Raw genomic sequence first — 25,742 nt, 5'->3', positions numbered from 1 at the left:
CGAAAGGTCGACGATAGAATCACGCCGCCGCCGGCTCGTCGCTCGGCCAGATCTGCGCGATGCGCAGCAGGTTGGTGCTGCCCGGCTGGCCGAATGGCACGCCTGCCGTGATCGCGATCTGATCGCCCGGCTGACCGAATCCTTCCCGCAGCGCCGCCTGGCACGCCGCGGCCACCATGCGGTCCACATTGCGCACGTCCGCACTCACGGTCGAATGCACACCCCAGGCCAGCGCCAGGCGGCGCGCCGTCGACAGGTTCGGCGTGATGCTCAGGATCGGCGCCATCGGCCGCTCCCGCGCCGCGCGCAGGCTGGTGTGGCCGGAGCTGGTGTACGTCACCGTCGCCACCGCGCCGACGATCTGCGTCACGTCGCGCAACGCGGAGCAGATCGCGTCGCCGCTGTTCGGCATCGGCGCCTGGTTCTGGGCGTCGATCATCTGTCGGTACAGCGGATCCTTCTCCACTTCGCAGATGATGCGGTCCATGATCGACACCGCCTCGGTCGGATAAGCGCCGCTGGCCGATTCCGCCGACAGCATCACCGCGTCGGCGCCGTCGTAGATCGCGCTGGCCACATCGGAAGCTTCCGCCCGCGTCGGCACTGGCGCCGAGATCATCGACTCCAGCATCTGCGTGGCGATGACGATCGGTTTGCCCTGCAGGCGGCAAGCGCGCAGGATACGCTTCTGCACGCCGGGAACCCGCTCCGGCGGCACCTCCACACCCAGGTCGCCGCGCGCCACCATGATGGCATCCGATACCGCGACGATGGCGTCGAGTTCATCCAGCGCAGCCGGCTTCTCAAGCTTGGCCAGCAGCGCGGCGCGCGTGCCGACGATGGCGCGGGCTTGGACCAGGTCCTCCGGCCGCTGCACAAACGACAGCGCAATCCAGTCCGCGCCCATCTCCAGCGCGAAGTCCAGGTCACGTAGGTCCTTCTCCGTCAGCGCCGGGATAGGCAGCACCACGTCCGGCACGTTGACGCCCTTGCGGTCCGACAGCACGCCGCCGTTGACGACGCGCGTGCGTATCACCCGTCCCTCGTTGGCGACCACCGCCAGCCGCAGCTTGCCGTCATCCAGCAACAAGGACTGGCCGCTGTCGATCACTTCGAACAACTCCGGGTGCGGCAGGCACACGCGTTGCGCATTGCCGGGCGACGTGTCGCGGTCCAGCGCGAACTCCTGCCCGGCCACCAGCGTCACCCTCCCTTCGGCGAACTGGCCCACGCGCAGCTTGGGCCCCTGCAGATCGGCCAGGATGGCGATCGGCCGGCCGGCGCCGCGTTCGATCTCGCGCACGATGTTGCAGCGCGCCTGGTGGTCCTGATGGGTACCGTGGCTGAAGTTAAAGCGGAACACATCGGCGCCCGCTTCGAACAATGCCTGGATGGCTTCCTTGCTGCTGCTGGCCGGGCCGAGCGTGGCCACGATTTTGGCCTGACGTTGACGTCGCATTGGGTGTTCCTTTTTTACAGAATTAAAACGGCGCGGAAGTCGTTGACGTTGGTGCGGGTAGGGCCGCTGACCACCAGATCGTTCAACGCGCTGAAATAGCCGTAGCCGTCGTTGTTTTCCAAGAGCGTCTTGGCCCGCAGTTTCTGCGTCAGGCCGCGCTCCAGCGAGTCCGGGCCGTATAGCGCACCGGCGTTGTCCTCGGAGCCGTCGATGCCGTCGGTGTCGCAGGCCACGGCGTGGATGCCGGGATGGCCGTCCAGCGCCACCGCAAGGCTGAGCAGGAATTCCGCATTGCGCCCGCCGCGCCCCGAGCCGCGCACCGTCACCGTGGTCTCGCCGCCGGAAATGATGACGCAAGGCCGCTGGAACGGCTGGCCGCGCGTCGCCACCTGCCGCGCCATCGCCGCGTGGACAATGGCGACATCGCGCGATTCGCCTTCAATACCGTCGGACAGGATGTAAGGCGTGATGCCCACCGCATGCGCATGTGCCGCCGCCGCCTCCAACGCATCCTGCGCGATGGCGATCACGTGATGGCTGTTGCGCGCGAAGCGCGGATCGCCCGGCTTCGGCGTCTCGCCCGCGCCGGATTCGAGATGTTCGCGGATGCTGTCCGGGATGGCGATGTCGTACTTGCGCAGTACCGCCAGCGCATCAGCGCAGGTGGTCGGATCGGGCAGCGTCGGGCCGCTGGCGATGATGCCGGGATCGTCGCCGGGCACGTCGGAGATCAGCAACGTCACCACGCGTGCCGGCGCGCAGGCCAGCGCCAGCCTGCCGCCCTTGATGGCCGACAGGTGCTTGCGCACACAGTTCATCTCGGAGATGGCGGCGCCGCTCTTCAGCAAAGCCTTGTTCAGCGCCTGCTTCTGCTCCAGCGTGATACCGGGCGCCGGCAACGCCAGCAGCGACGAGCCGCCGCCGGAGATCAGGCAGAGCACCAGATCGTTCTCGCTCAGACCTTGGACCATCTCCATCATCCGGCCTGCGGCGGCGCGGCCCGCCTCGTCCGGCACCGGATGGGCGGCCTCGATGACTTCGATGCGCTCGCAGTCCACGCCATGCTCGTAGCGCGTGACGACCAGCCCGGAAATATCACCCTTCCAGTGACGCTCGACCGCGCGCGCCATGGCGGCGGCGCCCTTGCCCGCGCCGATCACCAGCGTGCGGCCGTTCTTCGGCGGTTCCGGCAGGTAGGCCGGCAAGCACTTCTCCGCACTGACAGCGTCCACCGCGCTGCCATAAAGATCAAGCAGGAATTGGCGTGGATTCAGCGTACTCATTACGCCTCGGCGATCTGGTGGTTGGACATCAGCTCGATCGCGCGGCACAGTGCCGAGTGGTCCATGCCGCCCAGGCCATTGGCCGCGCAGGCATTCATCAGCTCCTGCGCCATCGCGGTATTCGGCAGCGACACGCCCATTGCCTTGGCACCCTGAAGCGCCAGGTTCAGGTCCTTTTGGTGCAGCTCGATGCGGAAGCCCGGATTGAAGGTGCGCTTGACCATGCGTTCGCCGTGCACTTCCAGGATGCGCGAGTTGGCGAAGCCGCCCATCAGCGCGGAGCGCACCTTGGCCGGGTCGGCGCCGGCCTTGGACGCGAACAGCAGCGCCTCGGCCACGGCTTGGATGTTCAGCGCGACGATGATCTGGTTGGCGACCTTGGTGGTCTGACCGTCGCCGTTGCCGCCGACGAGCGTGATGTTCTTGCCCATCAGTTCAAACAGCGGCTTGACGATATCGAACGCCGCTTCCGAGCCGCCGACCATGATCGTCAGCGAACCGGCCTTGGCGCCCACTTCGCCGCCGGAGACCGGCGCATCGAGGTATTCGCAGCCCAAGGCATTGATCTTCTTGGCGAACTTCTTGGTTTCGATGGGCGAGATCGAGCTCATATCGACCACGATGGTGTTCGGACGCAGGCCCTTGGCCACGCCTTCTTCGCCGAACAGGGCCGCTTCGACGTGCGGCGTGTCCGGCACCATGACGATGATGATGTCGGCGCGCGCCGCCACTTCGGCAGCCGAGGTGCAGACCGTCGCACCGGCCTCGATTAGCGGGAACGGCGGGTTCTTGATGTCATGCAGGTACAGCTTGTGGCCGCCGTTCAGCAGGTGCTGCGCCATCGGTGCGCCCATGATACCCAGACCAATAAATCCAACTCGAGACATGATATTTTCCTTAAAAAGTATGTGATTTAAACGCCATGCGCCGCGCGCCAGCCCAGGCCCGCTTCCGTCGTGGTGCGGGGCTTGTATTCGCAACCGATCCAGCCTTGGTAGCCGGCGGCGTCCAGCTGCTCGAACAGGTAGCGGTAGTTGATTTCGCCGGTGCCCGGCTCGTTGCGGCCGGGGTTATCCGCCAGCTGCACGTGGCCGATCAGCGGCAGGTGCTTCTTGATGGTGTTGGTCAGCTCACCTTCCATGCGCTGCATGTGATAGATGTCGTACTGGATGAACAGGTTGTCCGATCCGGTGACCGCGATCAGCGATGCCGCCTGCGCCGTATTGGTCAGGAAGAAGCCGGGAATGTCGTAGCTGTTGATCGGTTCAATCAGCAGGCGGATGCCCTCGTCCTTCAGCGCCTCGGCGGCGAAGCGCAGGTTGTCCACCAGCGTGACCTGCGCGTCCTGCCGCGTCACGCCCTGGGGCAGGATGCCCACCAGGCAGTTCACCTGCTTCACGCCCAGTTCCTTGGCGTAGGCGATGGCGGTCCAGACGCCATCGCGGAATTCGGCCACGCGGTCCGGATGGCAGGCGATGCCGCGCTCACCGGCTTCCCAGTGGCCCGCCGGCAGGTTGTGAAGCACCAGTTCCAGTTTGTTGGCCTTCAGGCGCTCGGACAGGTCGCGGGCGCTGTACGCATACGGGAACAGGAACTCCACGGCCTGGAAGCCGGCGCGGGCCGCCGCTTCGAAGCGGTCGATAAACGGCACCTCGGTGAACAGCATGGTGAGGTTGGCTGCAAGTTTGGTCATGTTGTTTTCCTCTCAGTCCAGCAGGGAGATCGCGGTCGGCGCGTCGGATCCGCGCAGCGCCAGCTCTTCGAATTCGTTGATCTTGTCGATGTCGGTGCCCATCGCGATATTGGTCACGCGCTCCAGGATCACCTCCACCACAACCGGCACCTTGAACTCCTCCATCCACTTGTTGGCCTGCTCGAAGGCGGCCGGCAGCTCGTCCGCATTGGTCACGCGGATCGCTTTGCAGCCCAGGCCTTCCACCACGGCGATGTGGTCAACGCCATAGCCGTTCAGTTCCGGCGCGTTGATGTTCTCGAACGACAGCTGCACGCAGAAGTCCATGTCGAAGCCGCGCTGCGACTGGCGGATCAGGCCGAGGTAGGAGTTGTTCACCACCACATGCAGGTACGGCAGCTTGAATTGCGCGCCCACCGCCAGCTCTTCGATCATGAACTGGAAGTCGTAGTCGCCCGAAATGGCCACCACCTTGCGCTGCGGGTCGGCGGCGGCCACGCCCAACGCGGCGGAGATGGTCCAGCCCAGCGGGCCGGCCTGGCCGCAGTTGATCCAGTGGCGGGCGTTATACACGTGCAGGAACTGCGCGGCGGCGATCTGCGACAGGCCGATGGTGCTGACGTAGCAGGTATCGCGGCCGAAGGCCTTGTTCATCTCCTCGTACACGCGCTGCGGCTTGACCGGCACCTGTTCGAAGTGCGTCTTGCGCTGCATGGTGCGCTTGCGTTCATTACATTGCGCCACCCACGCCGCACGGTCTTTGAGCTTGCCGGCGGCCTTCCACTCGGTTGCCACTTCGATCATCAGCTTGAGCGCTGCGCCGGCGTCGGAGACGATGCCGAAGTCAGGGCCGAACACGCGGCCGATCTGGGTGGGCTCGATGTCGATGTGGACGAATTTGCGGTCCTTGGTGTACACCTCGATGGTGCCGGTGTGGCGGTTGGCCCAGCGATTGCCGATGCCGAACACGAAGTCGGACGCCAGCAACGTGGCGTTGCCGTAACGGTGGCTGGTTTGCAAACCGACCATGCCGACCATCAGTTTGTGGTCATCCGGGATCGCGCCCCACGCCATCAGGGTCGGGATCACCGGCACGCCGGTCAGTTCCGCGAACTGCACCAGCAGGTCGGACGCGTCGGCGTTGATGACGCCACCGCCGGCGGTGATCAGCGGGCATTCCGCGTCGTTCAACATCGTCAACGCTTTTTCGATCTGGGCGCGGGTGGCTTTGGGCTTGTAGGCTTCCAGCGGCTGGTAGGTGTCCGGGTCGAATTCGATTTCCGCCATCTGCACGTCGAACGGCAGGTCCACCAGCACCGGACCGGGACGGCCCGAGCGCATGATGTGGAAGGCCTGCTGGAACACCATCGGCACCAGCGCCGGTTCGCGCACGGTGACGGCCCACTTGGTCACCGGCTTGGCGATCGACTCGATATCGACCGCCTGGAAGTCCTCCTTGTACAAACGGGCGCGCGGCGCCTGGCCGGTAATACAGAGGATAGGTATGGAATCCGCCTGGGCCGAATACAGGCCGGTGATCATGTCGGTGCCGGCCGGGCCGGAGGTGCCGATGCACACGCCGATATTGCCCGCCTTGGCGCGGGTGTAGCCCTCGGCCATGTGCGACGCGCCCTCGACGTGGCGCGCCAGGATGTGCTTCGCGCTGCCCTGCTTCTTCAATGCCGCATAAAACGGGTTGATCGCGGCGCCCGGAACTCCGAACACCTGATTCACCCCCTCTTTTTCCAAAACGATTGCTGCCGCCTGCGCTGCTGTCATCCGTGCCATGCTTGTCCCCTGATGGTTAAGTACTGAACTTGATGGGATCATCGTAGCGGGAAAGGCGGGCCGTGATAAGAAGACAAACTCTCGCTTTATTCGATACTCAAAATATGGAATAAGTGTGGAATAATCGAGCCATGGACAAACTGACGCAAATCGAGGCCTTCGTCGACGTGGCCGAAAAAGGCAGCCTGGTACGGGCGGCGATGGGCCAGCACATCACGCCCGTGATGCTGGGCAGGCGCATCGACGCGCTGGAGAAGCGCCTGGGCGTGAAGCTGATGCACCGCACCACGCGCCACCTGACGCTCACCGAGCAAGGCACGCTGTACCTGGACCATTGCCGCAAATTGCTCGCGGATCTGGGCCATGCGGACCGCATGGTGTCCGAGGGACGGCACCGCGCCACCGGCCACCTGATCGTCTCGGCGCCGGCAGCCTTCGGCCGCAAGCACGTGGCGCCCCATGCGGCGGGCTTCGTGCGCGCGCATCCCGACGTGCAGATCTCCTTCAACCTGACCGACCGCGTGGTGGACCTGGTGCGGGACGGTTACGACGTCGGCATCCGCATCGGCGGCGTGATCGATCCGAGCTTCGTCGCCGTCAAGCTGGCGAGCAACCGGCGCGTGGTGTGCGGCACGCCGGAGTACTTCGACCGCCACGGCATTCCACGCACGCTGGACGACCTGGCGCAGCACAACTGCCTGGCCTTCAACCTGCAGGGCGGGCAGCAGCGCGGCTGGTACTTCCAGGATCACGGCAAGCAGGTGACGGTGCGGGCGGACGGTAACCTGAACTGCAACGACGGTGAACTGCTACACCGCTGGGCCACCGAGGGCCTGGGTCTGGCGTGGCGTTCATCGTGGGAGATCCAGTCGCAGCTAGCCTCCGGTGAGTTGATCACGGTGCTGGACGATTACGCGCTGCCGCAGTACGACATCGTGGCGGTCTATCCGCAGCAGCGGCACTTGCCGGCCAAGGTGCGCTTCTTCATCGACATGCTGAAGGAGATCTACGCCCGTCCGGACTACTGGCTCACCAGCTGATCCCTACCCGCGATCCGGTTGGATGCGCTGATTTTCGGGCTAAGGTACAATATTCGGCATGAAAGCGATCCTACTTATCCCCGCCCTCACCCTCTCCCTGGTCCAAGGCTACGCCGCCGCGGAATCCATCCTCGGCCACGACTGGAACAACTCCGCGGAGTTGGGCGCCATCTCCACGTCAGGCAACACGGTCGGTACTTCGGTCACCGGCAAGCTGGATGCCAAGCAGGAGCTGCCCGACTGGAGCAACGAGTATGTCCTGGCCGGGTACTTCAAGGACGAACAGGTCACCAGGTCCGACGGCGAAAAAGTGCGCGAGCGTTCCGCCCAGCGCTATTCGTTCTCCGCCAAAGCCGCCTACAAGCTGCTGCAGGACCACGACAAATTGTTCGCGCTGGCCACCCACGTCAACGACAAATTCGGCGCGTACACCCGCTACTCCACGGTGGGTGTCGGTTACGGCACCGAGACCTACAAGACGCCGGACCACAGCATGGACGTGGAAATTGGTCCGGGCTATTTCAATGGCACCCGTTCGACCGGTGAAATGGAAAGCGGCATGACCGTGCGCGGCGCGGCCAACCTGAAATGGAAGCTGAGCGACACCGCCCTGTTCAGCCAGAACCTGAGCGTCGAACGCGGCACCTCGAACATGCACTCGCTGGCCGAGACAGCGCTGCGCACCAAAATCAACAGCACCATGCAGATGAAGGCCGCGTTCAGCGTCCGCAACGACACCAACGTGCCGGAAGATAAAAAGAACACCGACACCCAAACCTCGGTAACGCTGGTCTACTCGTTCTAAAAGCGCTACATGCCCTTGAACCGGTGCTGGAAGCGCTGGCTCACGGGCAGCTTGTCCTGATGGCCGCGCAGGCTTAGCCACAAGGCGCCGTCGGCGTCGCGGCTGACGGCCGCGATGCGCTTCACCGCCACCACATATCCCCGGTGTATCTGCCAGAATCCAGCGTCTTCCAGTTCGGCCGCCAGCTCCTTCAGCGGCGTGCGGATATGGGCCTCGGCCTGCTGCGGCGTCACCACCCGCGTGTATTTGAACTCCGAACAGAAGTAAATCACGTCGCTCAAATCGATGAAGTGGATCGAGTTGCCGACGGTCGCCTGCAGCCATGACGGCGCCGCCGGTTTTGGCGACAGCTGTTGCATCAGCCGCGCCAGGTCGGGCGGAGGCGTGCCAAGGCGCGCGCGCACCCGCTCGATGGCGCGCACCAGGCGCACGGGATCGGTGGGCTTGAGCACGTAATCGATCGCGCCTTCATCGAACGCGGCCAGCGCGTGCTCCTGGTAGGCCGTGACGAACACCACATGCGTACGGGCGCCGAAGGTGCGCGCCACTTCCAGGCCGCTCAGGCCCGGCATGCGGATATCGAGGAAGGCGACGTCCGGCTCCAGCGCCCGCGCCAGGCGCAGCGCCTCGTAGCCATCCGCCGCTTCGGCCACCAGTTCGGCCTCCGGCCACAACGCCGCCAGCGACTGGCGCAGCTCCGCGCGCAGCAAAGGCTCGTCGTCCGCGATCAGTATGCGTGGACGATGCATCATGCGGCCCCCATTGGCAATGTGATCACAGCCTCGGTCCAGCCGTCCGCCGCGACTTGAAGACGGAATCCGGCGGCATTGCCGTGCAAGGCGGCCAGGCGTTCGCGCAGGTTGCGCAATCCGACCCCGCTGCCCAGCGCCGCTTTGCCCGGGCCTGCGCCGTTGTCACGCACCGCCACCACCAACGCATCGTCCTGGCGGCGCACCAGCATGCGCACCATTACGTTGCCGGGGTGCGGTTCGACGCCGTGCTGCACGGCGTTCTCCACCAGCGGCATCAACATCAGCGGTGGCAGCTCCACCACGCCCAACTCGGGCGGGCAGTCGATGTCGTATTGCAGGCGGTCGCCAAACCGTATGCCCATCAGCGCCAGATAGTGGCCCGCCAGTTCGCACTCCCGGCCAAGGCTGGACATCGGGCTGCGCAGGTCCGGCAGCGCCGTGTGCAGGTAACCGATCAGGTGATCGAGCATCGCCACAGCGCGCTCGGGGTCGTGGCGTGCCAGATAACGCGTATTGGCCAGCGTGTTATACAGGAAGTGCGGTTCGATCTGGGCTTGCAGGGCCTTCAGGTCGGCGGACAACGCGGCCTGCGTCAGCCGCGCCATCTGCAGCGCGCGCGATTGCTGCTGTGCGATCCACAGCCGGGGCGCCAACAGCAGCAGCGCCAGCGCCGCCACTGAAAACTGCACCAGCAAATCGTTGTGCGTGACGATGCCGGCCCGGCCCATGCCCTCGTGATACAACAGGCCGGCCAACCAACTGAATCCGCCGATAAACAGCAATAGGACCGGCCACAGAAAGCGCCATTCGCGCAGCCGTGCCGCGCGGGCCAGCAGCACCAGCATGCACGCGCCGCTTGCGCCCACCGGCAACAGCATGGCGCTGAACAGCGCGAGCAAGGTGTACGCCCGCAGCGCCAGGCAAACGGCGGCAAAGCCGGCGACCAGCGCCGCGCTGAGCGCCTTTTGCGGAACCGTGCTCGCCGCCGCCTCGGTCAATGCCGCGTAACCGCCACCGGCTGCGGCGCTCATAAGGTCGGCGACTCCGGCAACTTGTTACGCTGGAAGGAGTCGACCGGCACGTCTTTGCCGACCACCTCGAACGAAAGCTCGTCTATCCAGACCTGGCCGGTGCCGGCGTTGATCACGCCGAAGTTAATGGTGGTCGCCTCCTCCGGCACATCCAGCGTCACGCTGCGGGTCTGCCAATCCGTGGTGCCGGTGATCGGCTTGTCCTGGCTGTTGTAGAAGGCCAGCTTGGCGGGTGTCGGCCCGCTGACCTGCATCCACAGGCCCGCCCAGACACTCACGTCGCGCGACTTCACACGTGCCTGGAACCGCACGCGCTGGCCCAGATAGCGCTGTGCCGATACGCCCTGCGACAGCGTCGTAAAGCTCTTGCCCTCGCCCTGGACGTAGCGCAGGAACTTGGAGCCCTTGCCGCTGGTGGTTTCCACACTGTCTATCCCCGCCTGATAGGACGATGGCGTCCCCCCGCCGACATACCAGGGAGCGGGCAGCTTGCCGGTCGATTCGGCCGCGACCACCCACAGCGAAGTGGCGGCAAGTGCGGCGGCGATTACGTGCATTGGTTTCATTTTTTTCCTTAGTCATGTCCATGACGGAATGTCATGGGCACACTTTGCCTGACGATGCGGCGGCGCGGATGGCCATGCGACCGGCGCAGCCCCTGCCGGATAAACGCAGCCAGGCCGCGATAAGCGCCTGCGATTAATCCGATGCCAAGATTGGGTTTATTATAATGCCCCTGCCGCTGTCCAAAATAGCCGCATTTTGCTATAGTCGGCCCGCGCGGCGCTGCGGCGCACCATCAACCGTTATCCCTCACTCCCGGACTTCCACATGAACACTCCACGCATTTTCGGCACTCCACTGTCTCCCACCGCCACCAAAGTCATGCTGCTCGGCTCCGGTGAACTAGGCAAGGAAGTCATCATCGCCTTGCAGCGCCTGGGCGTGGAGGTGATTGCCGTGGACCGTTATCCGAACGCGCCGGGCCACCAGGTCGCGCATCGTGCCCACGTCATCAACATGGCCGATGGCGCCGCGCTGGCCGCGCTGATCGAACAGGAGAAGCCGGACCTGATCGTGCCGGAAATCGAAGCCATCGCCACCGACACGCTGGCCGCGCTGGAAAAAGCCGGCAAGATCACCTGCATCCCGACCGCGCGCGCGGCCCAGCTGACCATGAACCGCGAAGGCATCCGCTGCCTGGCCGCCGAAACACTGGGCCTGGCGACGTCGCCGTACCGCTTCGCCAGCAGCCTGGCCGAACTTGAAGCGGCCACCGCCGCCATTGGCTTCCCGTGCGTGATCAAGCCAGTCATGTCCTCGTCGGGCAAAGGCCAATCCAAGATCGACAGCGCCGCCGAAGTCAAGGCCGCGTGGGACTACGCCGCCGCCGGCAGCCGCGTGGATGCGGGCCGCGTGATCGTCGAAGGCTTCATCGACTTCGACTACGAAATCACCCTGCTGACGGTACGCTCCATCGGCGCCAACGGCCAGGTCGAGACCCAGTTCTGCGATCCGATCGGCCACGTGCAGGTGCAAGGCGACTACGTCGAATCCTGGCAGCCATGCCGCATGAATCCACTGGCGCTGGCGCGCGCCCGCGACATCGCCGAGAAAGTCACCGGCGACCTGGGTGGCCTGGGCCTGTTCGGCGTGGAGCTGTTCGTCAAGGACGACATGGTCTGGTTCTCGGAAGTGAGCCCACGCCCGCACGACACCGGCATGGTGACCATGGCGACCCAGGTTCAAAGCGAATTCGAACTGCACGCCAAGGCCATCCTCGGCCTGCCGGTCAACGTCGCGCTGAAAGCGCCGGGTGCATCGGCCGTCATCTACGGCCAGCATGAAGCGGCCGGCATCGCCTTCGAAGGCGTGGCCGAAGCGCTGCGCGTGCCGGGCACCGACATCCGCCTGTTCGGCAAGCCAGAATCGTTCGCACGCCGCCGCATGGGCGTGGCGCTGGCCACCGCCGACGACGTTGAAACCGCCCGCGCCCGCGCCAAGGAAGCGGCGGCCAAGGTCAAGCCGGTATCAGGTAAGTAAAATCCTGCGCCGCCTGCTTTTCGCGATAACGGCGCTGGCGGCGTCGCTGCCGGCGCTCGCGCAGGCGGAGCCGGAAAGCGGAGAGCATACGCTGGTCCTGGCGGTCAACAAGATGCTGCCCTGGATCACCGAGGAGGATGGCGTCTATGGCGGCGCCTATACCGAAATCGCCCGCGAGCTGGCGCGGCGCGCCGGCCTGACCCTGCAGATCAAACCGTGTCCGCTCAAGCGCTGCCAGTTCATGCTGGAGCAAGGCACGGCAGACATCATGATCGGCCTGCGCGAGACGCCGCGCCGCGACACCTTCCTGTACTTCCTGCAGACGCCATACCGCGAACACAGTGCGGACCGCGTGTTCTACGTGCGCAAAGACGGCAACGTCACCATCAACGACTATGCGGACATCGCGCCGCTACGCATCGGCACCAAATGGGGCGCGGAGTATCTGCGGCGCTTCGACCGCGATTGGTCGGTGCAGCGGGATCCAGCCAAGGACATGGAGGCCAACTTCCGCAAGCTGGCACTGGGCCGCATCGACGCGGTGCTGATCCCCGAGGACCAAGGCGACGCGCTGGTGTCGGCGCTGCACCTGGACGGGCAACTGGAGAAAGCGGCCTTCCGCATGCCCTCGGACGGCCAACCGCGTTCGATAGCGGTATCGCGGACATCCGTCTCGCCGGAGCGCCTGGCGGCGCTGGAAAGCGCCATGCATGACATGCAGAAGGCCGGCGCCCTTACGGCGATCTACAAGCGCCATTACTACGACGCCTATCACATCCCGCAGGGCACTGGCCTGGTCAAATAAGATCAGCTATTGAAGCCCTTGCCCTCTTCCGCCAGCTTGACCAGCAGGGGAGCGGGTTTCCAGGCGCTGCCCTGGTGGCCCTTGGCGTACTTGTTGATCGCCGCCAGCACGTTCGGCAGGCCCACCGTATCGGCATAGAACATCGGGCCGCCGCGGAACAGCGGGAAGCCGTAGCCGGTCAGGTAGACCATGTCGATGTCGGAGGCGCGCAATGCGATGCCCTCTTCCAGGATATGGGCCGCTTCGTTGACCATCGAGTACACCAGCCGTTCGACGATTTCCTGGTCGCTGATCTTGCGGCGCGTGACGCCGATGTCGGCCGAGTGCTGCACGATCATCGCGTTGACCTGCTCATTCGGATAGGCCTTACGGTCGCCGGCCTTGTAGTCGTACCAGCCGGCGCCGGTCTTCTGGCCGTAGCGGCCCATCTCGCACAGCAGGTCGGCGGTCTTGGAGTAGCTGATCTCCGGCTTCTCCACATAGCGGCGCTTGCGGATCGCCCAGCCGATGTCGTTGCCGGCCAGGTCGCCCATGCGGAACGGTCCCATGGCGAAGCCGAACTTCTCCATCGCCTTGTCGACCTGCTCCGGCAGCGCGCCCTCCTCCAGCAGGAAGCCGGCCTGGCGGCTGTACTGCTCGATCATGCGGTTGCCGATGAAGCCATCGCAAACGCCGGATACCACACCGGTCTTCTTCAGCTTTTTCGACAACGCCAGCGCGGTGGCCAGGACGTCCTTGCCAGTCTGCGCGCCGCGCACGATCTCCAGCAGCTTCATCACGTTGGCGGGGCTGAAGAAGTGGGTGCCGATCACGTCCTGCGGACGCTTGGTGAAGCTGGCGATCTGGTTCAGGTCCAGGGTCGACGTGTTGGAGGCCAGGATGGCGCCCGGCTTCATCACCTCGTCCAGCTTGCGGAACACGGTTTCCTTCACGCCCATGTCCTCGAACACGGCTTCCACCACGATGTCGGCCTGGCCGATATCCTCATACGCCAGCGTGCCGCTCACCAGGGCCATGCGCTGGTCGAACTTCTCCTGCGTCAGCTTGCCCTTCTTCATGGTGTTCTCGTAGTTCTTGCGGATCGTGGCCAGGCCCTTGTCCAGCGCCTCCTGTTTGGTCTCCAGCATGACGACCGGGATGCCGGCGTTCAGGAAGTTCATGGCGATGCCGCCGCCCATGGTGCCGGCGCCGATCACGGCGGCCTGCTTGATGGCGCGTACCGGCGTATCTGCCGGCACGTCCGGTACCTTGCTGGCGACGCGCTCGGCGAAGAAGGCGTGGCGCAGCGCTTTCGATTCGGTGGTCTGGATCAGGTGCAGGAAGCGTTCGCGTTCGAACTTCATGCCGTCCTCGAACTTCATCGTGACCGAGGCGGCCACGGTTTCCACGCACTCCAGCGGCGCCGGGAACGGGCCGGACATGGCCTTGACCGTGTTACGCGAGAACTGCAGGAAGGCTTCGTGGTTCGGGTAATCGACTTTGCGGTCGCGCACTTTCGGCAGCGGGCGCACGTCGGCGATGGTCTCGGCGAAGGCCACGGCCGAGCTGACCAGGTCGGCGTCGGCGGTGAACACGGCGTCGAACAGCGCGGTGTTGGCCAGCTTGTCGGACGCGACCGGCGTGCCGGAGACGATCATGTTCAGTGCCATTTCCAGGCCCAGCACGCGCGGCAGGCGCTGCGTGCCGCCGGCGCCCGGCAGCAGGCCCAGCTTCACTTCCGGCAGCGCGATCTGCGCGCCCGGCATCGCCACCCGGTAGTGGCAGCCGAGCGAGAGCTCCAGGCCGCCGCCCATGCAGACGGTGTGGATGGCGGCGACCACCGGCTTGGTCGAGCTTTCGGCGGTGGCGATCAGCGTGTGCAGGCTGGGCTCGGTCAGCGCCTTGGGCGAATTGAATTCCTTGATGTCGGCGCCGCCGGAGAAGGCCTTGCCGGCGCCGGTGATCACGATGGCCTTGACGGTGTCGTCCGCCAGCGCCTGCTGGATGCCCTTGACCGCCGCCGTGCGGGTGGCCAGGCCCAGGCCGTTGACCGGCGGATTGTTCAGCGTGATGACGGCAACCGTGCCGTGGACTTGATATTCAGCAGTCATGTCTCTTCCTTATGTTTTAGTGGGAACCTCAGCCCACTTACTATACCCCATAAAAGAACGGTCGTATTATTTTTTTTGTTGTCCTGACAGCATGGTACAGGATGGCCCGGTGGGCAGCCACGCAAACTTGCCGGTTTCGCCAGCGCTTTTGAATGCGGAGAAACCGCTTTTAAAATAAGCGAGATTCTCACACATATTCACGCCAGCATTAATTCCCCGTAGCAAATTCAGTACAGGCGCGTTGAAATAATAAATACCGGCCTTGTGCTTTATCAGAGTTCGGATAAATAATAAGTCCGAATGCCGTGGAATACACTGTCGTGCCGCGATTAATATTTCCCGCAAATTAATTCTCACAAAATATAACGGAGTCCAAAATGGATGCAGACAGCGAGGCAATCAAATCGCAGGATCTGGATATTCAGGCAATTAACACCGCGCTGAATCGGGTGCAGGCGTTGATCGAGTTCGATCTCGACGGCACCATCCTGCATGCCAACGAAAACTTCCTGAAGACCGTCGACTACACGCTGGCCGAAGTCCAGGGCAAGCACCACTCGATCTTCTGCGACCCCGAATACGTGAAGTCCCCGGAGTACAAGCAGTTCTGGGCCCGCCTCGGGAACGGCGAGTTCGACCGGGGCGACTACAAGCGGCTGGCCAAGGGTGGGCGCGAAGTATGGATCAACGCCTCCTACAACCCGATCATCGGCCCTGATGGCAAGGCCTACAAGGTCATCAAGTTCGCCACCGTCATCACCGACAGCAAGATCAAAGCCGCCGAGTACGAAAGCAAGCTGGCGGCCATTTCCAAGGCCCAGGCGGTGATTGAATTCGACATGAGCGGCCATGTATTGAATGCCAACGATAATTTCCTTAATACCATGGGTTACACCATCGAGGATATAAAAGGCGAACACCATCGCATGTTCTGCGAGCCGGGATATGGCAATAGCTCGGAATATAAACGCTTCTGGCAAAAATTGAATCGTGGCGAATTCGACAGCGGCCGATATAAACGAATTGGCAATAATGGAAAAACCATATGGATCCAGGCCACTTATAATCCGGTGCTGGACCTGAACGGCAAGCCATATAAGGTGGTGAAGTTCGCCAGCGATATCACCGACCAGGTCAACCTGGAAAACTCGGTGGCCGCCAAGGCCGAGTCCGATGGCGGCAAGATCAAGCGCCTGCTGGAATCCGTGGACCGGGCCGCCTCGGGCGACCTGACCAGCAAGATCGCCATCGATGGCGACGAACCGCTGGACCACCTGGCCGAAGGCATCAGCAAGATGATCGCCGACCTGCGCAACGTCATCAGCGACGTGGTGGCGTCGGCCAACGGCTTCGCGGAGGCATCGACCACCATCGCCGAACGCTCCAATGGCGTGGCCGTCGGCACGCAGGCGCTGGGCGCCACGGTGGAGGAAATGAACGCCTCCATCGACGGCCTGACCAACTCCATCAACACCATCGCGCAAAACACCAACGACGCCGATACGCTGGCCAAGGCCACCCAGCACGAAGCCCAGGCCGGCGCCAAGGCCGTGGCCAAGTCGATCGAGGCGATGGACCTGATCAACCGTTCGTCGGAGGACATTGGCGAAATCGTCAAGGTCATCAGCGAGATCGCCAACCAGACCAATATGCTGGCCTTCAACGCCGCCATCGAGGCGGCCCGCGCCGGCGAACACGGACTGGGCTTCTCGGTGGTCGCCGACGAAGTGCGCAAGCTGGCCGAGCGCTCGTCGCAGGCCACCAAGGAAATCTCGAAGTTGATCAACGAGTCGGTCAAGCGGGTCTCGGCCGGCAGCGAGATCTCGCGCCAGGCCAGCGACGCGTTCGACAAGATCGTCGACGGCGTGGCCAAGACCACGGTCGCCATCTCGGACATCTCCACCGCCACCAACGAGCAGCTGCTGACGGCGCGCGAAGTGAGCACCGCCGTGCAGTACATCGCCGAGGAGGCCGAGAAGTCCGCCGCCGCCTGCGACAGCATCGCCCGCCAAACCGAAGGCTTGAACCAGCGCGCCGGCGACTTGAACAAGACCGTGGCCGGCTTCGTGGTGTAGGCATGAACATTGGCGCGGGACTGCATCCGGACACGTTGAGCGCGCTCATCGCGCTGGTGCGCAAGCACACCGGCATCGCGATGAACGAGCGCAAGAGCGTGCTGCTGGAACGCCGCCTGCGCCCGCGCATGCAGGCGCTGGAAATCGCCAGCTACCAGGCCTATCTGGACAAGGTGGAGCAGGACCGCGGCGAAATCCCCCATTTCATCGACCTGGTCACCACCAACGACACGCTGTTCTTCCGCACGCCGCAGGTGTGGGACTACGTGGAAAACGAGTTCCTGCCCGCGTGGTGGGACACGCAACGCGGCAGGCGGCTCGATATCTGGTCGGCGGCGGCCTCCAGCGGCGAGGAACTGTATTCGATGGCGATGCTGTGCGAAGAATTCCAGGCCGCGCATCCGGGCTTCAGCTACCGCATCCTGGCGAGCGACATTTCGCGGCAGATCCTGGCGGTGGCGCGCGCCGGCGAGTACAGCGGGCGTTCGGTCGAGCGCATCCACCTGTCGCATCCGGAATGGGTGAGGAAGTACTTCAAGTCCGGCGGCAAGGGTCTGCGCGTGGTCGACGCGCTCAAGCAGCACGTCGAGCTGGTCCAGCACAACCTGCTGACGCCACTGAAGCCGCACCGGCAGTTCGACCTGGTCTTCCTGCGCAATGTGCTGATCTATTTCGACCAGGAACACCAGGAAGCCGTCTTGAAACTGGCCCGCCACAGCATGGCGCCCCACGCCAGGCTGATCCTCGGCGAATCCGAATCGATCGGCGGCCTCAACACTGCCTACCGCTACGAACGTCCCATGATTTATACAATATGAAAAACACCGTCATCGTCCCTTCCGGCAAGTCCATTCCCGCCACCATGCCGCGCTGCCTGCAGGTGCAGATCGGCAAGCTGGAGGTCGGCGGCCGCAGCGACCAGCTGCATGCGCTACTGGGTTCCTGTGTCGGCATCGCCTTTCTGTGGAAAAAGCGCGGCCGTTGCGGCCTTGCCCATTGCCTGCTGCCCGAGGCGCCGGAGCGGGAATGCGAATTCGGCGCACGCTACGTCAGCCAGGCCGTGCCGTCGCTGCTGCAACTGATGGGCGCGACCGAAGACGATTATCCCGACATCGAGGTGGTGATCGCCGGCGGCGCCAACATGTTCCAGCATCACATGCCTCGGCTCCAGGTGGGACAGAAGAATGTCGCCGCCGCCCACAAATACCTGCGCCAGCGGGGACTCAACGTCAGCTATTGCCGGCTGGGCGGCCACCACGGCCGCACCTTGACCATCGACTGCGCGACCCAGAGCTTCGCCGTCACCGACATCGTCGTCACCCAAGAGGAAGCGCCTCATGCACGCCACTAGCAGCAGCGCCGCGCCCGCCACCGAACTGTTCGGCTCCTTCGTGCTGGACGGCGACGAGTTCGCCCTGCCCGCAATCTGCATCCGCGAGGTGGTGCACATGCCCGAGAAGATCAGCGCCCTGCCGCTGTCGCCGGCTTTCCTGGAGGGTGTGTTCACCTTGCGCGGCACGGTGATCCCGGTGGTCAACCTGGGCCGCGTGTTCCGGCCGCAGGCCCGTGCCGCCGAGGCTGGCGACAAGATCGCCATCCTCGATTACCAGGGTGTGCTGGTGGGCATGCTGTTCCACGCCACCGGCGAGATCCTGCGCGTGCGTCCCGAGCAGCGTAGCACGCTGAGCTACGCCGATGGCGACACGCGCGGCGTGGTGGCCGGCACCATCCTGCTGGACGACGGCGCCCGCCTGGTGCAGGTGCTGGACCCGGCCGCGCTGGCCCGCATCGAAAACGTGCCGCAGGTGCTGGCGCTGCAGGGCGCCCACCGCCAGGCCGCGCACCGCAGCCAGGGCGAACGGCGCAAATGCGTGAGCTTCCGCGTGGGCGCCTCGTCGTTCGCGCTGGAGATGGGCGCGATCCAGGAAATCATGCGCGTGCCGGCGTTGCAGGCGTCCGTGCTGAACAGCGCGCTATGCCTGGGCCGCTTCAACTTCCGCGGCAGCCAGGTGGCGGTGGTGGACTTCGCCGCGCTGCTGGACGCCGCACACGGGGCCGCACCGGACGGGCGCGAGTTCCTGCCGGAACAGCGGGTCATCGTCGCCCGCATCGACGATGCCACGGTCGGCTTCCTGGTCGACTCGGTCGACAATATCGTCAGCTTCTACAGCGAGGAAGTGATGGCGATTCCACTGCTGAGCAAGGCCCGCGCCGGCATGTTCGGCGGTTGCATCTCCAAGCCGGAGCTGGGCGACATCATCTTCCTCGATCACCGTCAGATCTTCAGCAGCACCGAGATCCGGGAAATGCGCGCCGGCCACGCCAACCTGTACCCGGCCGGCGCCGCCGTCAAGGCCGAGGGCGCCACGCGGCGCGGCCAGCGCCAGGTCTACATCACCTTCGCGCTGGAGAGCAGCTACGCGGTGGAGATCAGGCAGGTGCGCGAGATCATCGACTATTCCGGCGACATCAGCTGCCCGCCCGGCATGCCGGCCTTCATGCGCGGCATGCTGAACCTGCGCCAGCAGATGATCACGGTGATCGACCTGCGCAGCCTGTACCAGATGCCGCCGCTGGCCGGCGTCGGGCAGTCCAAGATCCTGATCGTCGAGCGCGGCGCGGACCTGTACGGGCTGGTGGTGGACGCGGTCGAGAATATCCTGACCATCAACGACAACCGCCGTTTTGCGGCGCCCAAGATGATGCGCAACACCGGCACGCACGACGATCCGCGCAGCGAGATGGACGAGGTGATCGACATCGAGGGCGAAGGCGACAGCCACAAGACGCTGAGCGTGTTCGAGTGCGACCGGCTGCTGCAGCGGCTGGCGCGCGAGATGCCGGCGCTGGCGGCATGAGCGGCGCTGGGGTAAAGTAGCGGCAAACCGGCAGCCGCCGGCCTTGCCAACCTTGAGGTCCACCATGTCCATCTCCCGCCGTTCCATCGCCCTGCTGCTTCCCCTGACACTGGCGGCTGCCAGCGCCTATGCGCTGTCGCTGGCCGACCTGAGCAACCAGGACGCCTCGGGCGGACTGAAGGCGGCGCTGGAAAAAGGCTCGACGCTGGCGGTCTCCAAGCTGGGCGCGGAGAACGGCTTCCTCAACAACGAGAAGGTCCGCATCCCGCTGCCGAAGATCCTGGAGCAGGCGCGTCCGCTGCTGAAGATGACCGGCAAGAGCCAGCAGCTCGACGACCTGGTGGTGCAGATGAACCATGCGGCCGAGGCCGCCGTGCCGATGGCCAAGCCGCTGCTGCTGGATGCCGTCAAGTCGATGTCCATCACCGACGCCAAGAACATCCTGACCGGCGGCGAGACCTCGGTGACCGACTTCTTCCGCGAAAAGACCTCGCCGAAGCTGGCGGTGCAGTTCCTGCCGATCGTGAAGAAGGTCACCGACCGCTCCGACCTGGCCAACAAGTACAACACCGCGATGGCGATGGCGCCCAAGCTGGGCGTGCTGGCCAAGGAACAGTCCACGGTGGAAGGCTATGTCACGCAGCGCGCGCTGGACGGCCTGTACACGATGATCGGCGAAGAGGAAAAAGCCATCCGCGCCGATCCGCTCGGCGCCGGCAGCAAGCTGATCGGCAAGGTGTTCGGCGCCCTCAAGTAACGATGTCTCCTCCCTCAGCCCGGTTCGCCGGGCTTTTTTTTCGTCTTGAAGTCCGGCCGGCCATCGTTTAATATAGATAGGTAGCCTACCTATATTAAATGCCATGATCAAAGAAACCCCGGTCCCCAAGGACGCCATCGAGCTGGCGGACGATCTGCGCGCGGCGCTGTTGCACGTGTTCCGCCGCATCCGCCATGAAGGCGACCATGACCCGTCCGGCCTGTCCTTGCAGCACAGGCTGCTGTTGTCGACCATCGACCAGACCCCCGGCATCGGCGTGGCCGAGCTGGCGCGCCTGGAAAAGCTGCGCGGCCCGACCATGAGCGCCCACATCAAGACGCTGGAGAATGCCGGTCTGGTGCGGCGCGATACGCCCAATCCCGAAGACCGCCGGCGCGTCGGCCTGCTGCTGACCACGCAGGGCGAGGCGCTGATGGCGGACCTCCGCAGCCGCCGTCGCGACTGGCTGGCCCGCAGGCTGGCACAGCTACAACCCGAAGGTGCGCAGGCTTTGCGCACGGCCATCCAATACCTGAACGAGATTGGCGAATGACCACACACACCGACACCGCGCCGATCACGTCCAAGGAAATCCACGCCATTTACATGGGCCTGGTCATCATGATCAGCCTGTCCGCGCTCGACCAGAGCATTGTCGCCACCGCGTTGCCGCGCATCGTCACCGACCTGGGCGGGATCGCCCACCTGTCGTGGGTGGTAACGGCGTATGTGCTGGCCTCGACCGCCATGATGCCGCTGTACGGCAAGCTGAGCGACCAGTACGGCCGCAAGCCGCTGCTGTACACGGCCATCATCACCTTCCTCGCCGGGTCCGCCTTGTGCGGGCTGGCGCAGAACATGACCGAGCTGATCGCCTTCCGCGCGATCCAGGGCCTGGGCGCGGGCGGCTTCCTGCCGCTGGCGCAGATCGTCATCGGCGACCTGGTGCCGCCCGCCGAGCGCGGCAAGCGGCAAGGCAGCATCGCCGCCGTGTACGCGGTGGCCAGCGTGCTGGGGCCGGTGCTGGGCGGCCTGCTGACGGACTGGCTGTCGTGGCATTGGATCTTTTACGTCAACCTGCCGACAGGCGCGGCGGCGCTGTATGTGATCTCGAAATCGCTGCACCACACCAGTCCGCATCACGCGCACAAGATCGATTATCTCGGCTCGGTGCTGCTGACCAGTGCGGTGACCGCCGCGCTGCTGGTGCTGGCGCTGGGCGGCACGCAGTGGCCGTGGAATTCCAATGAGGTGAAATATCTGAGCCTGCTGGCGGCGGCGCTGACGGCGGCCCTGCTGTGGCACGTGCGCCGGGTGCCGGAGCCGGTGCTGCCGCCGGACCTGTTCCACAACCGCGTGTTCAACGTGGCCAGCGCGGTGCTGGCGCTGACCTTCGTCGGCATGATGGGTTCGAGCGTGTTCTTCCCGCTGCTGTTCCAGATGGTGATGGGCGTCAGCCCGGCCCACTCGGGCCTGCTGACGATGCCGATGATGATCGGCCTGGTGATCGCGTCGACCCAGAACGGCCGCGTGCTGGCCAAGTTCCACGGCCGCTACAAGCCGGCGCAGACCATCGGCCTGAGCCTGGCGACGCTGTCGTTCGCCGTGCTGGCCTGGGGCATCGCCAACTCGGCCGGCTACCTGGTGCTGGAGCCGGCCATCTTCACGCTGGGCGCGGGCCTCGGCCTGGTGATGCCGAACATGACGATGGCCGTGCAGAACGCCCTGCCCGCCAACCGGCGCGGCGTCGGCACCGCGATGATGACCTTCTTCCGCTCGCTGGGTGGCCTGATCGGCGTGACCGGTTCCGGCGCGATCCTGGCGCAGCGCCTGCACGGGCAAACCGCCACGGCCGACCTCTACCGCCATGCCATCGGCAACATCTTCGCCACCGGCACCGTGCTGGTCGGCCTGGGACTGCTGATGCTGGTGTTCCTGCCGGAGCTGCCCATGGTCCAGCATGCCCGGGTCAGGAAATAGCGGCGCCTCAGATGGTGGGCAGGCGGTAGTCGCGGTACTGTTCGCGCAGCTTGTTCTTCTGGATCTTGCCGGTGCCGCCGACCGGTAGCGCGTCGGCGAACACCACGTCGTCCGGCAGCCACCATTTGGCGACCTTGCCGTCGAAGTGGGCCAGCAGGTCTTCTCGCTTGAGCTCTTGGCCCTGCTTCAGCACGACGACCAGCAGTGGCCGCTCGTCCCACTTCGGATGCGCCACGCCGATGCAGGCGGCCTGCATCACCGCCGGGTGCGACATGGCGACGTTCTCCAGGTCGATGGTGCCTATCCACTCGCCGCCGGACTTGATGACGTCCTTGCTGCGGTCGGTGATCTGCATGAAGCCGTCGGCGTCGATGGTGGCCACGTCGCCGGTCGGGAACCAGCCGTCCTGCAGCACATCGCCTCCCTCGTCCTTGAAATAGCGCGAGATGATCCACGGCCCCTTGACCATCAGGTGCCCATAGCTGACGCCATCCCACGGCAACTCCTTGCCATCGTCGTCGATGATCTTCATGTCGACGCCGTAGATGCCGTGGCCCTGCTTTTGCAGGATCTTGCGCTGCTCTTCCTTGCTCAGGTCCAGATGCTTGGTCAGCAGGCCGCCGGCCGTGCCCAGCGGCGACATCTCCGTCATGCCCCAGGCGTGCACAACCTCGACGCCGAAGTCGTCGATGAGCGTGTTCATCATCGCCGGCGGACAGGCCGAGCCGCCGATCACGGTGCGGCGGAAGGTCGAGAACTTGAGCTTGTTCTGCACCGCGTAGTTGATCAGGCCCAGCCACACGGTCGGCACGCCGGCCGAGAACGTCACTTTTTCCTGCTCCATTAATTCGTAGACCGACTTGCCATCCAGCGCCGCGCCGGGGAACACCATCTTGGCGCCGGACAGCGGCACCGAGTACGGCAGGCCCCAGGCATTGACGTGGAACATGGGCACCACCGGCATCACGGTATCGCTTGAGGACACGTTCAATACGTTGGGCAAGGCCGACGCGTAGGCGTGCAGCACGGTCGAGCGGTGCGAGTACAGCGCGCCCTTGGGATTGCCCGTGGTGCCGGAGGTATAGCACAAGGTGCAGGCGGAATTCTCATCGAACAGCGGCCACTCGAACTCGGCGGAATGGGAGTTGATCAAGTCCTCGTAGCACAGCAGGTTCGGGATCTTGGTCTCGGCCGGCATGCGGTCGGCCGCGCCGAGCAGGATGAAGCCCTTGATGGTCTTGCACAAGGGCGCGAACGCTTCCACCAGCGGCAAGAAGCAGAAGTCGAACAGCAGGTACTGGTCTTCGGCGTGGTTGCAGATGTAGGCCAGCTGCTCGGGATGCAGGCGCGGGTTCATGGTGTGCAGCACGGCGCCCGAGCCGGACACGGCGTAGTAGGCTTCCAGATGACGGTAGCCGTTCCAGGCCAGCGTGGCCACGCGCTCACCCATGCCGACGCCAAGGCCGTGCAAGGCGTTGGCCAGGCGCTTGACGCGCTGCTGGCAGTCGCGGAAGGTGTAGCGGTGCAAGTCCCCTTCAACGCGGCGCGAAACAATCTCGCTGTTGGCGTAGTGCCGGGCGGCGAAGTCCAAAATGCTGGAAACGAGCAAGGGCTGGTTCATCATCTGGCCCATCAGCGGACTCTGGGGATACATGTATGTGGACTCCTGGGAAAGTTTGATATTGGATGAACGAGTTTGTAGCGCCCACGCGACGACCGTCAACGCATTTCGATGCTGCAGCGCAGCACCTGCGCACTGGGGTAAAATCGGGACTCACTTCGAACCGGGAACTGCCATTACTGCCTCTAAACTGCCCCTGGACAATTCCTTCGCGTCCCTGCCGCCCGCTTTTTATACCCGCCTGATGCCGACGCCGTTGCCTGCGCCTTACCTGGTCGCCGTCAGCGCGCCGGCTGCGGCGCTGATCGGATTGACGCCCGCGCAAGTGGCCGACAGCCTCGACATCCTGGCCGGAAACGCCGCGCCGGAGCGCGCCGAGCCACTGGCGGCCGTATATTCCGGCCATCAGTTCGGCGTCTGGGCCGGCCAGCTGGGCGACGGCCGCGCCATGCTGTTCGGCGATGTCGCCACCGCCGAGGGGCCGATGGAATTGCAATGGAAAGGCGCCGGCCTGACGCCCTACTCCCGCATGGGCGACGGCCGCGCCGTGTTGCGCTCGTCGATACGCGAATTCCTGTGTTCGGAAGCCATGCACGGACTTGGCATTCCGACCTCGCGCGCGCTGTCGGTGGCGGGCTCGGACCAGGGCGTGATGCGGGAGACCGTGGAAACCTCGGCCGTGGTCGTGCGCATGGCGCCCAGCTTCGTGCGCTTCGGCTCCTTCGAACACTGGTTCTACCGCAACAAGAACGACGAGCTGAAGGTGCTCGCGGATTACGTCATCGACCGCTTTTATCCGGAGTTGCGCGCGGAAGCCAATCCATATCAGGCGTTCCTGGCTGAAGTTACGCGCCGCACCGCGCACATGATCGCTCACTGGCAGGCGGTCGGCTTCATGCATGGCGTGATGAATACCGACAACATGTCCATCCTGGGCCTGACCCTGGATTACGGCCCCTTCGGTTTCATGGAAGCTTTCGATTCCGATCACATCTGCAACCACACCGACCAGCAAGGCCGCTATTCGTATGCAAATCAGCCACAAGTTGGGCATTGGAATTGCTACGCGCTGGGCCAGGCCCTGCTGCCCTTGATCGGCGAGGTGGATGCGACGCAAGCCGCGCTGGATGTCTACCAGCCCGCGTTCGCCGCCAAGATGGATGAGCTGTTACACGCCAAGCTGGGCTTGACTGTGCTGGCTGAACACGCCGATGCCGATCGTGCGCTATTCGACGCCATGTTTGCGCTAATGCAGGCCAACAGCGTCGATTTCACCCTCTTCTTCCGTCGCCTGAGCGGCCTTAAGACGGCCGACGCCAGTGGCGACGAACCGCTGCGCGACCTGTTCATCGACCGGCCGGCGTTCGACGCCTGGGCTGTGCAGTACCGCGCCCGCCTGCAAGCCGAGGCCAGCGACGACGCCGCGCGCCAGCTTGCGATGAACAAAATCAACCCAAAATATGTGCTGCGTAATTATTTAGCGCAGGTTGCTATTGAAAAGTCACAGAATAAGGACTTTACTGAAGTGGAGCGTCTGCTGTCAGTTTTGCAGCGCCCATACGACGAACAGCCTGAGCATGATCAATACGCGGCCTTGCCCCCCGATTGGGCTAGCCACCTTGAAGTAAGCTGTTCTTCATGAAATTGCTCAAAAAGGCCATG

At 64.4% G+C, this 25,742-nt stretch carries 22 protein-coding genes; 12 read left to right on the top strand and 10 right to left on the bottom strand.

Going from position 1 to position 25,742, the window contains the following annotated elements:
• Window positions 1–19: 19 nt before the first annotated feature.
• Genes pyk through gcl form a run of 5 tightly spaced genes read right to left on the bottom strand, consistent with a single transcriptional unit; the run spans window position 20 to window position 6,223 of the window.
• Entirely contained in the window at window positions 20–1,459 is a 1,440-nt protein-coding gene (gene pyk / locus ACUJB0_RS00800) for a pyruvate kinase (protein WP_444843524.1), read from the bottom strand.
• A 14-nt stretch (window positions 1,460–1,473) separates the two neighbouring features.
• On the bottom strand, window positions 1,474–2,742 hold the full coding sequence (locus tag ACUJB0_RS00795; protein ID WP_444843523.1) for a glycerate kinase type-2 family protein: 1,269 nt from the start codon (window positions 2,740–2,742) through the stop codon (window positions 1,474–1,476).
• The gene (locus ACUJB0_RS00790; protein WP_117015046.1) at window positions 2,742–3,629 is read right to left on the bottom strand and encodes a 2-hydroxy-3-oxopropionate reductase; all 888 of its coding nucleotides are present in this window, start codon (window positions 3,627–3,629) and stop codon (window positions 2,742–2,744) included. The genes ACUJB0_RS00795 and ACUJB0_RS00790 overlap by 1 nt, the downstream gene beginning before the upstream one ends.
• 26 nt (window positions 3,630–3,655) lie before the next feature.
• Complete coding sequence (gene hyi, locus ACUJB0_RS00785) at window positions 3,656–4,435, bottom strand: hydroxypyruvate isomerase (RefSeq protein ID WP_444843522.1); 780 nt, start codon at window positions 4,433–4,435, stop codon at window positions 3,656–3,658.
• 12 nt (window positions 4,436–4,447) lie between these two features.
• Window positions 4,448–6,223, bottom strand: a complete 1,776-nt coding sequence (gcl, locus tag ACUJB0_RS00780) for a glyoxylate carboligase (protein ID WP_444843521.1) — start codon at window positions 6,221–6,223, stop codon at window positions 4,448–4,450.
• A 131-nt stretch (window positions 6,224–6,354) separates the two neighbouring features.
• On the opposite strand from gcl, the gene ACUJB0_RS00775 reads away from it, so the two are divergent.
• Together ACUJB0_RS00775 and ACUJB0_RS00770 are read left to right on the top strand one after the other, a co-directional pair.
• Window positions 6,355–7,263, top strand: a complete 909-nt coding sequence (locus tag ACUJB0_RS00775) for a LysR family transcriptional regulator (protein WP_444843520.1) — start codon at window positions 6,355–6,357, stop codon at window positions 7,261–7,263.
• 58 nt (window positions 7,264–7,321) lie between these two features.
• On the top strand, window positions 7,322–8,068 hold the full coding sequence (locus ACUJB0_RS00770) for a DUF481 domain-containing protein (RefSeq protein ID WP_444843519.1): 747 nt from the start codon (window positions 7,322–7,324) through the stop codon (window positions 8,066–8,068).
• A 5-nt stretch (window positions 8,069–8,073) separates the two neighbouring features.
• Here ACUJB0_RS00770 and ACUJB0_RS00765 read toward each other — a convergent pair whose 3' ends face one another.
• From ACUJB0_RS00765 to ACUJB0_RS00755, 3 genes are read right to left on the bottom strand one after another with little or no spacing between them, the layout of a single operon-like run.
• The gene (locus ACUJB0_RS00765; protein WP_444843518.1) at window positions 8,074–8,820 is read right to left on the bottom strand and encodes a LytR/AlgR family response regulator transcription factor; all 747 of its coding nucleotides are present in this window, start codon (window positions 8,818–8,820) and stop codon (window positions 8,074–8,076) included.
• On the bottom strand, window positions 8,817–9,851 hold the full coding sequence (locus ACUJB0_RS00760) for a sensor histidine kinase (RefSeq protein WP_444843517.1): 1,035 nt from the start codon (window positions 9,849–9,851) through the stop codon (window positions 8,817–8,819). The genes ACUJB0_RS00765 and ACUJB0_RS00760 overlap by 4 nt, the downstream gene beginning before the upstream one ends.
• The gene (locus ACUJB0_RS00755; RefSeq protein ID WP_444843516.1) at window positions 9,848–10,417 is read right to left on the bottom strand and encodes a transcriptional regulator; all 570 of its coding nucleotides are present in this window, start codon (window positions 10,415–10,417) and stop codon (window positions 9,848–9,850) included. The genes ACUJB0_RS00760 and ACUJB0_RS00755 overlap by 4 nt, the downstream gene beginning before the upstream one ends.
• Window positions 10,418–10,682: 265 nt before the next feature.
• Between ACUJB0_RS00755 and purT the strand changes: the two genes are divergently transcribed.
• Both purT and ACUJB0_RS00745 read left to right on the top strand, forming a co-directional pair.
• Window positions 10,683–11,894, top strand: a complete 1,212-nt coding sequence (gene purT / locus ACUJB0_RS00750; RefSeq protein WP_444843515.1) for a formate-dependent phosphoribosylglycinamide formyltransferase — start codon at window positions 10,683–10,685, stop codon at window positions 11,892–11,894.
• 112 nt (window positions 11,895–12,006) lie between these two features.
• Window positions 12,007–12,699: a substrate-binding periplasmic protein gene (locus ACUJB0_RS00745; RefSeq protein WP_444843514.1), complete on the top strand. Its 693-nt coding sequence runs from the start codon at window positions 12,007–12,009 to the stop codon at window positions 12,697–12,699.
• A 2-nt stretch (window positions 12,700–12,701) separates the two neighbouring features.
• On the opposite strand, the gene ACUJB0_RS00740 is transcribed toward ACUJB0_RS00745, so the two are convergent.
• Window positions 12,702–14,789, bottom strand: a complete 2,088-nt coding sequence (locus ACUJB0_RS00740; RefSeq protein WP_444843513.1) for a 3-hydroxyacyl-CoA dehydrogenase NAD-binding domain-containing protein — start codon at window positions 14,787–14,789, stop codon at window positions 12,702–12,704.
• Between the two features lie 377 nt (window positions 14,790–15,166).
• Between ACUJB0_RS00740 and ACUJB0_RS00735 the strand changes: the two genes are divergently transcribed.
• The 7 genes from ACUJB0_RS00735 to ACUJB0_RS00705 all read left to right on the top strand — a co-directional run bounded on the left by ACUJB0_RS00735 (window position 15,167) and on the right by ACUJB0_RS00705 (window position 22,459).
• Window positions 15,167–16,864, top strand: coding sequence for a methyl-accepting chemotaxis protein (locus ACUJB0_RS00735; RefSeq protein ID WP_444843512.1), 1,698 nt, complete (start codon window positions 15,167–15,169; stop codon window positions 16,862–16,864).
• A gap of 2 nt (window positions 16,865–16,866) precedes the next feature.
• On the top strand, window positions 16,867–17,682 hold the full coding sequence (locus tag ACUJB0_RS00730; RefSeq protein ID WP_444843511.1) for a CheR family methyltransferase: 816 nt from the start codon (window positions 16,867–16,869) through the stop codon (window positions 17,680–17,682).
• Window positions 17,679–18,215 carry a chemotaxis protein CheD gene (locus ACUJB0_RS00725; RefSeq protein ID WP_444843510.1) on the top strand — a complete coding sequence of 179 codons (537 nt, stop codon included), beginning with the start codon at window positions 17,679–17,681 and terminating at the stop codon, window positions 18,213–18,215. The genes ACUJB0_RS00730 and ACUJB0_RS00725 overlap by 4 nt, the downstream gene beginning before the upstream one ends.
• Window positions 18,202–19,722 carry a chemotaxis protein CheW gene (locus ACUJB0_RS00720; protein WP_444843509.1) on the top strand — a complete coding sequence of 507 codons (1,521 nt, stop codon included), beginning with the start codon at window positions 18,202–18,204 and terminating at the stop codon, window positions 19,720–19,722. The genes ACUJB0_RS00725 and ACUJB0_RS00720 overlap by 14 nt, the downstream gene beginning before the upstream one ends.
• Window positions 19,723–19,786: 64 nt before the next feature.
• Window positions 19,787–20,479 (top strand): DUF4197 domain-containing protein, encoded by a 693-nt coding sequence (locus ACUJB0_RS00715; protein WP_444843508.1) that lies wholly within the window; start codon window positions 19,787–19,789, stop codon window positions 20,477–20,479.
• A gap of 103 nt (window positions 20,480–20,582) precedes the next feature.
• Window positions 20,583–21,032 (top strand): MarR family winged helix-turn-helix transcriptional regulator, encoded by a 450-nt coding sequence (locus tag ACUJB0_RS00710; RefSeq protein WP_444843507.1) that lies wholly within the window; start codon window positions 20,583–20,585, stop codon window positions 21,030–21,032.
• Entirely contained in the window at window positions 21,029–22,459 is a 1,431-nt protein-coding gene (locus ACUJB0_RS00705; RefSeq protein ID WP_444843506.1) for an MDR family MFS transporter, read from the top strand. Before ACUJB0_RS00710 ends, ACUJB0_RS00705 begins: the two co-directional genes overlap by 4 nt.
• A 7-nt stretch (window positions 22,460–22,466) precedes the next feature.
• Here ACUJB0_RS00705 and ACUJB0_RS00700 read toward each other — a convergent pair whose 3' ends face one another.
• The gene (locus ACUJB0_RS00700) at window positions 22,467–24,113 is read right to left on the bottom strand and encodes a 3-(methylthio)propionyl-CoA ligase (protein WP_444843505.1); all 1,647 of its coding nucleotides are present in this window, start codon (window positions 24,111–24,113) and stop codon (window positions 22,467–22,469) included.
• Here ACUJB0_RS00700 and ACUJB0_RS00695 point away from each other — a divergent pair.
• The gene (locus ACUJB0_RS00695; protein ID WP_444843504.1) at window positions 24,052–25,722 is read left to right on the top strand and encodes a protein adenylyltransferase SelO; all 1,671 of its coding nucleotides are present in this window, start codon (window positions 24,052–24,054) and stop codon (window positions 25,720–25,722) included. The two genes, ACUJB0_RS00700 and ACUJB0_RS00695, sit on opposite strands and share 62 nt — an antisense overlap.
• The last annotated feature ends 20 nt before the right edge of the window (window positions 25,723–25,742 follow it).

Origin of the sequence: Duganella caerulea, assembly GCF_040362985.1 — a bacterium.
In the GTDB taxonomy this organism is placed as follows: Bacteria; Pseudomonadota; Gammaproteobacteria; order Burkholderiales; family Burkholderiaceae_D; genus Rugamonas; species Rugamonas vulcania.
This window is presented reverse-complemented; position numbering and strand designations above follow the sequence as displayed.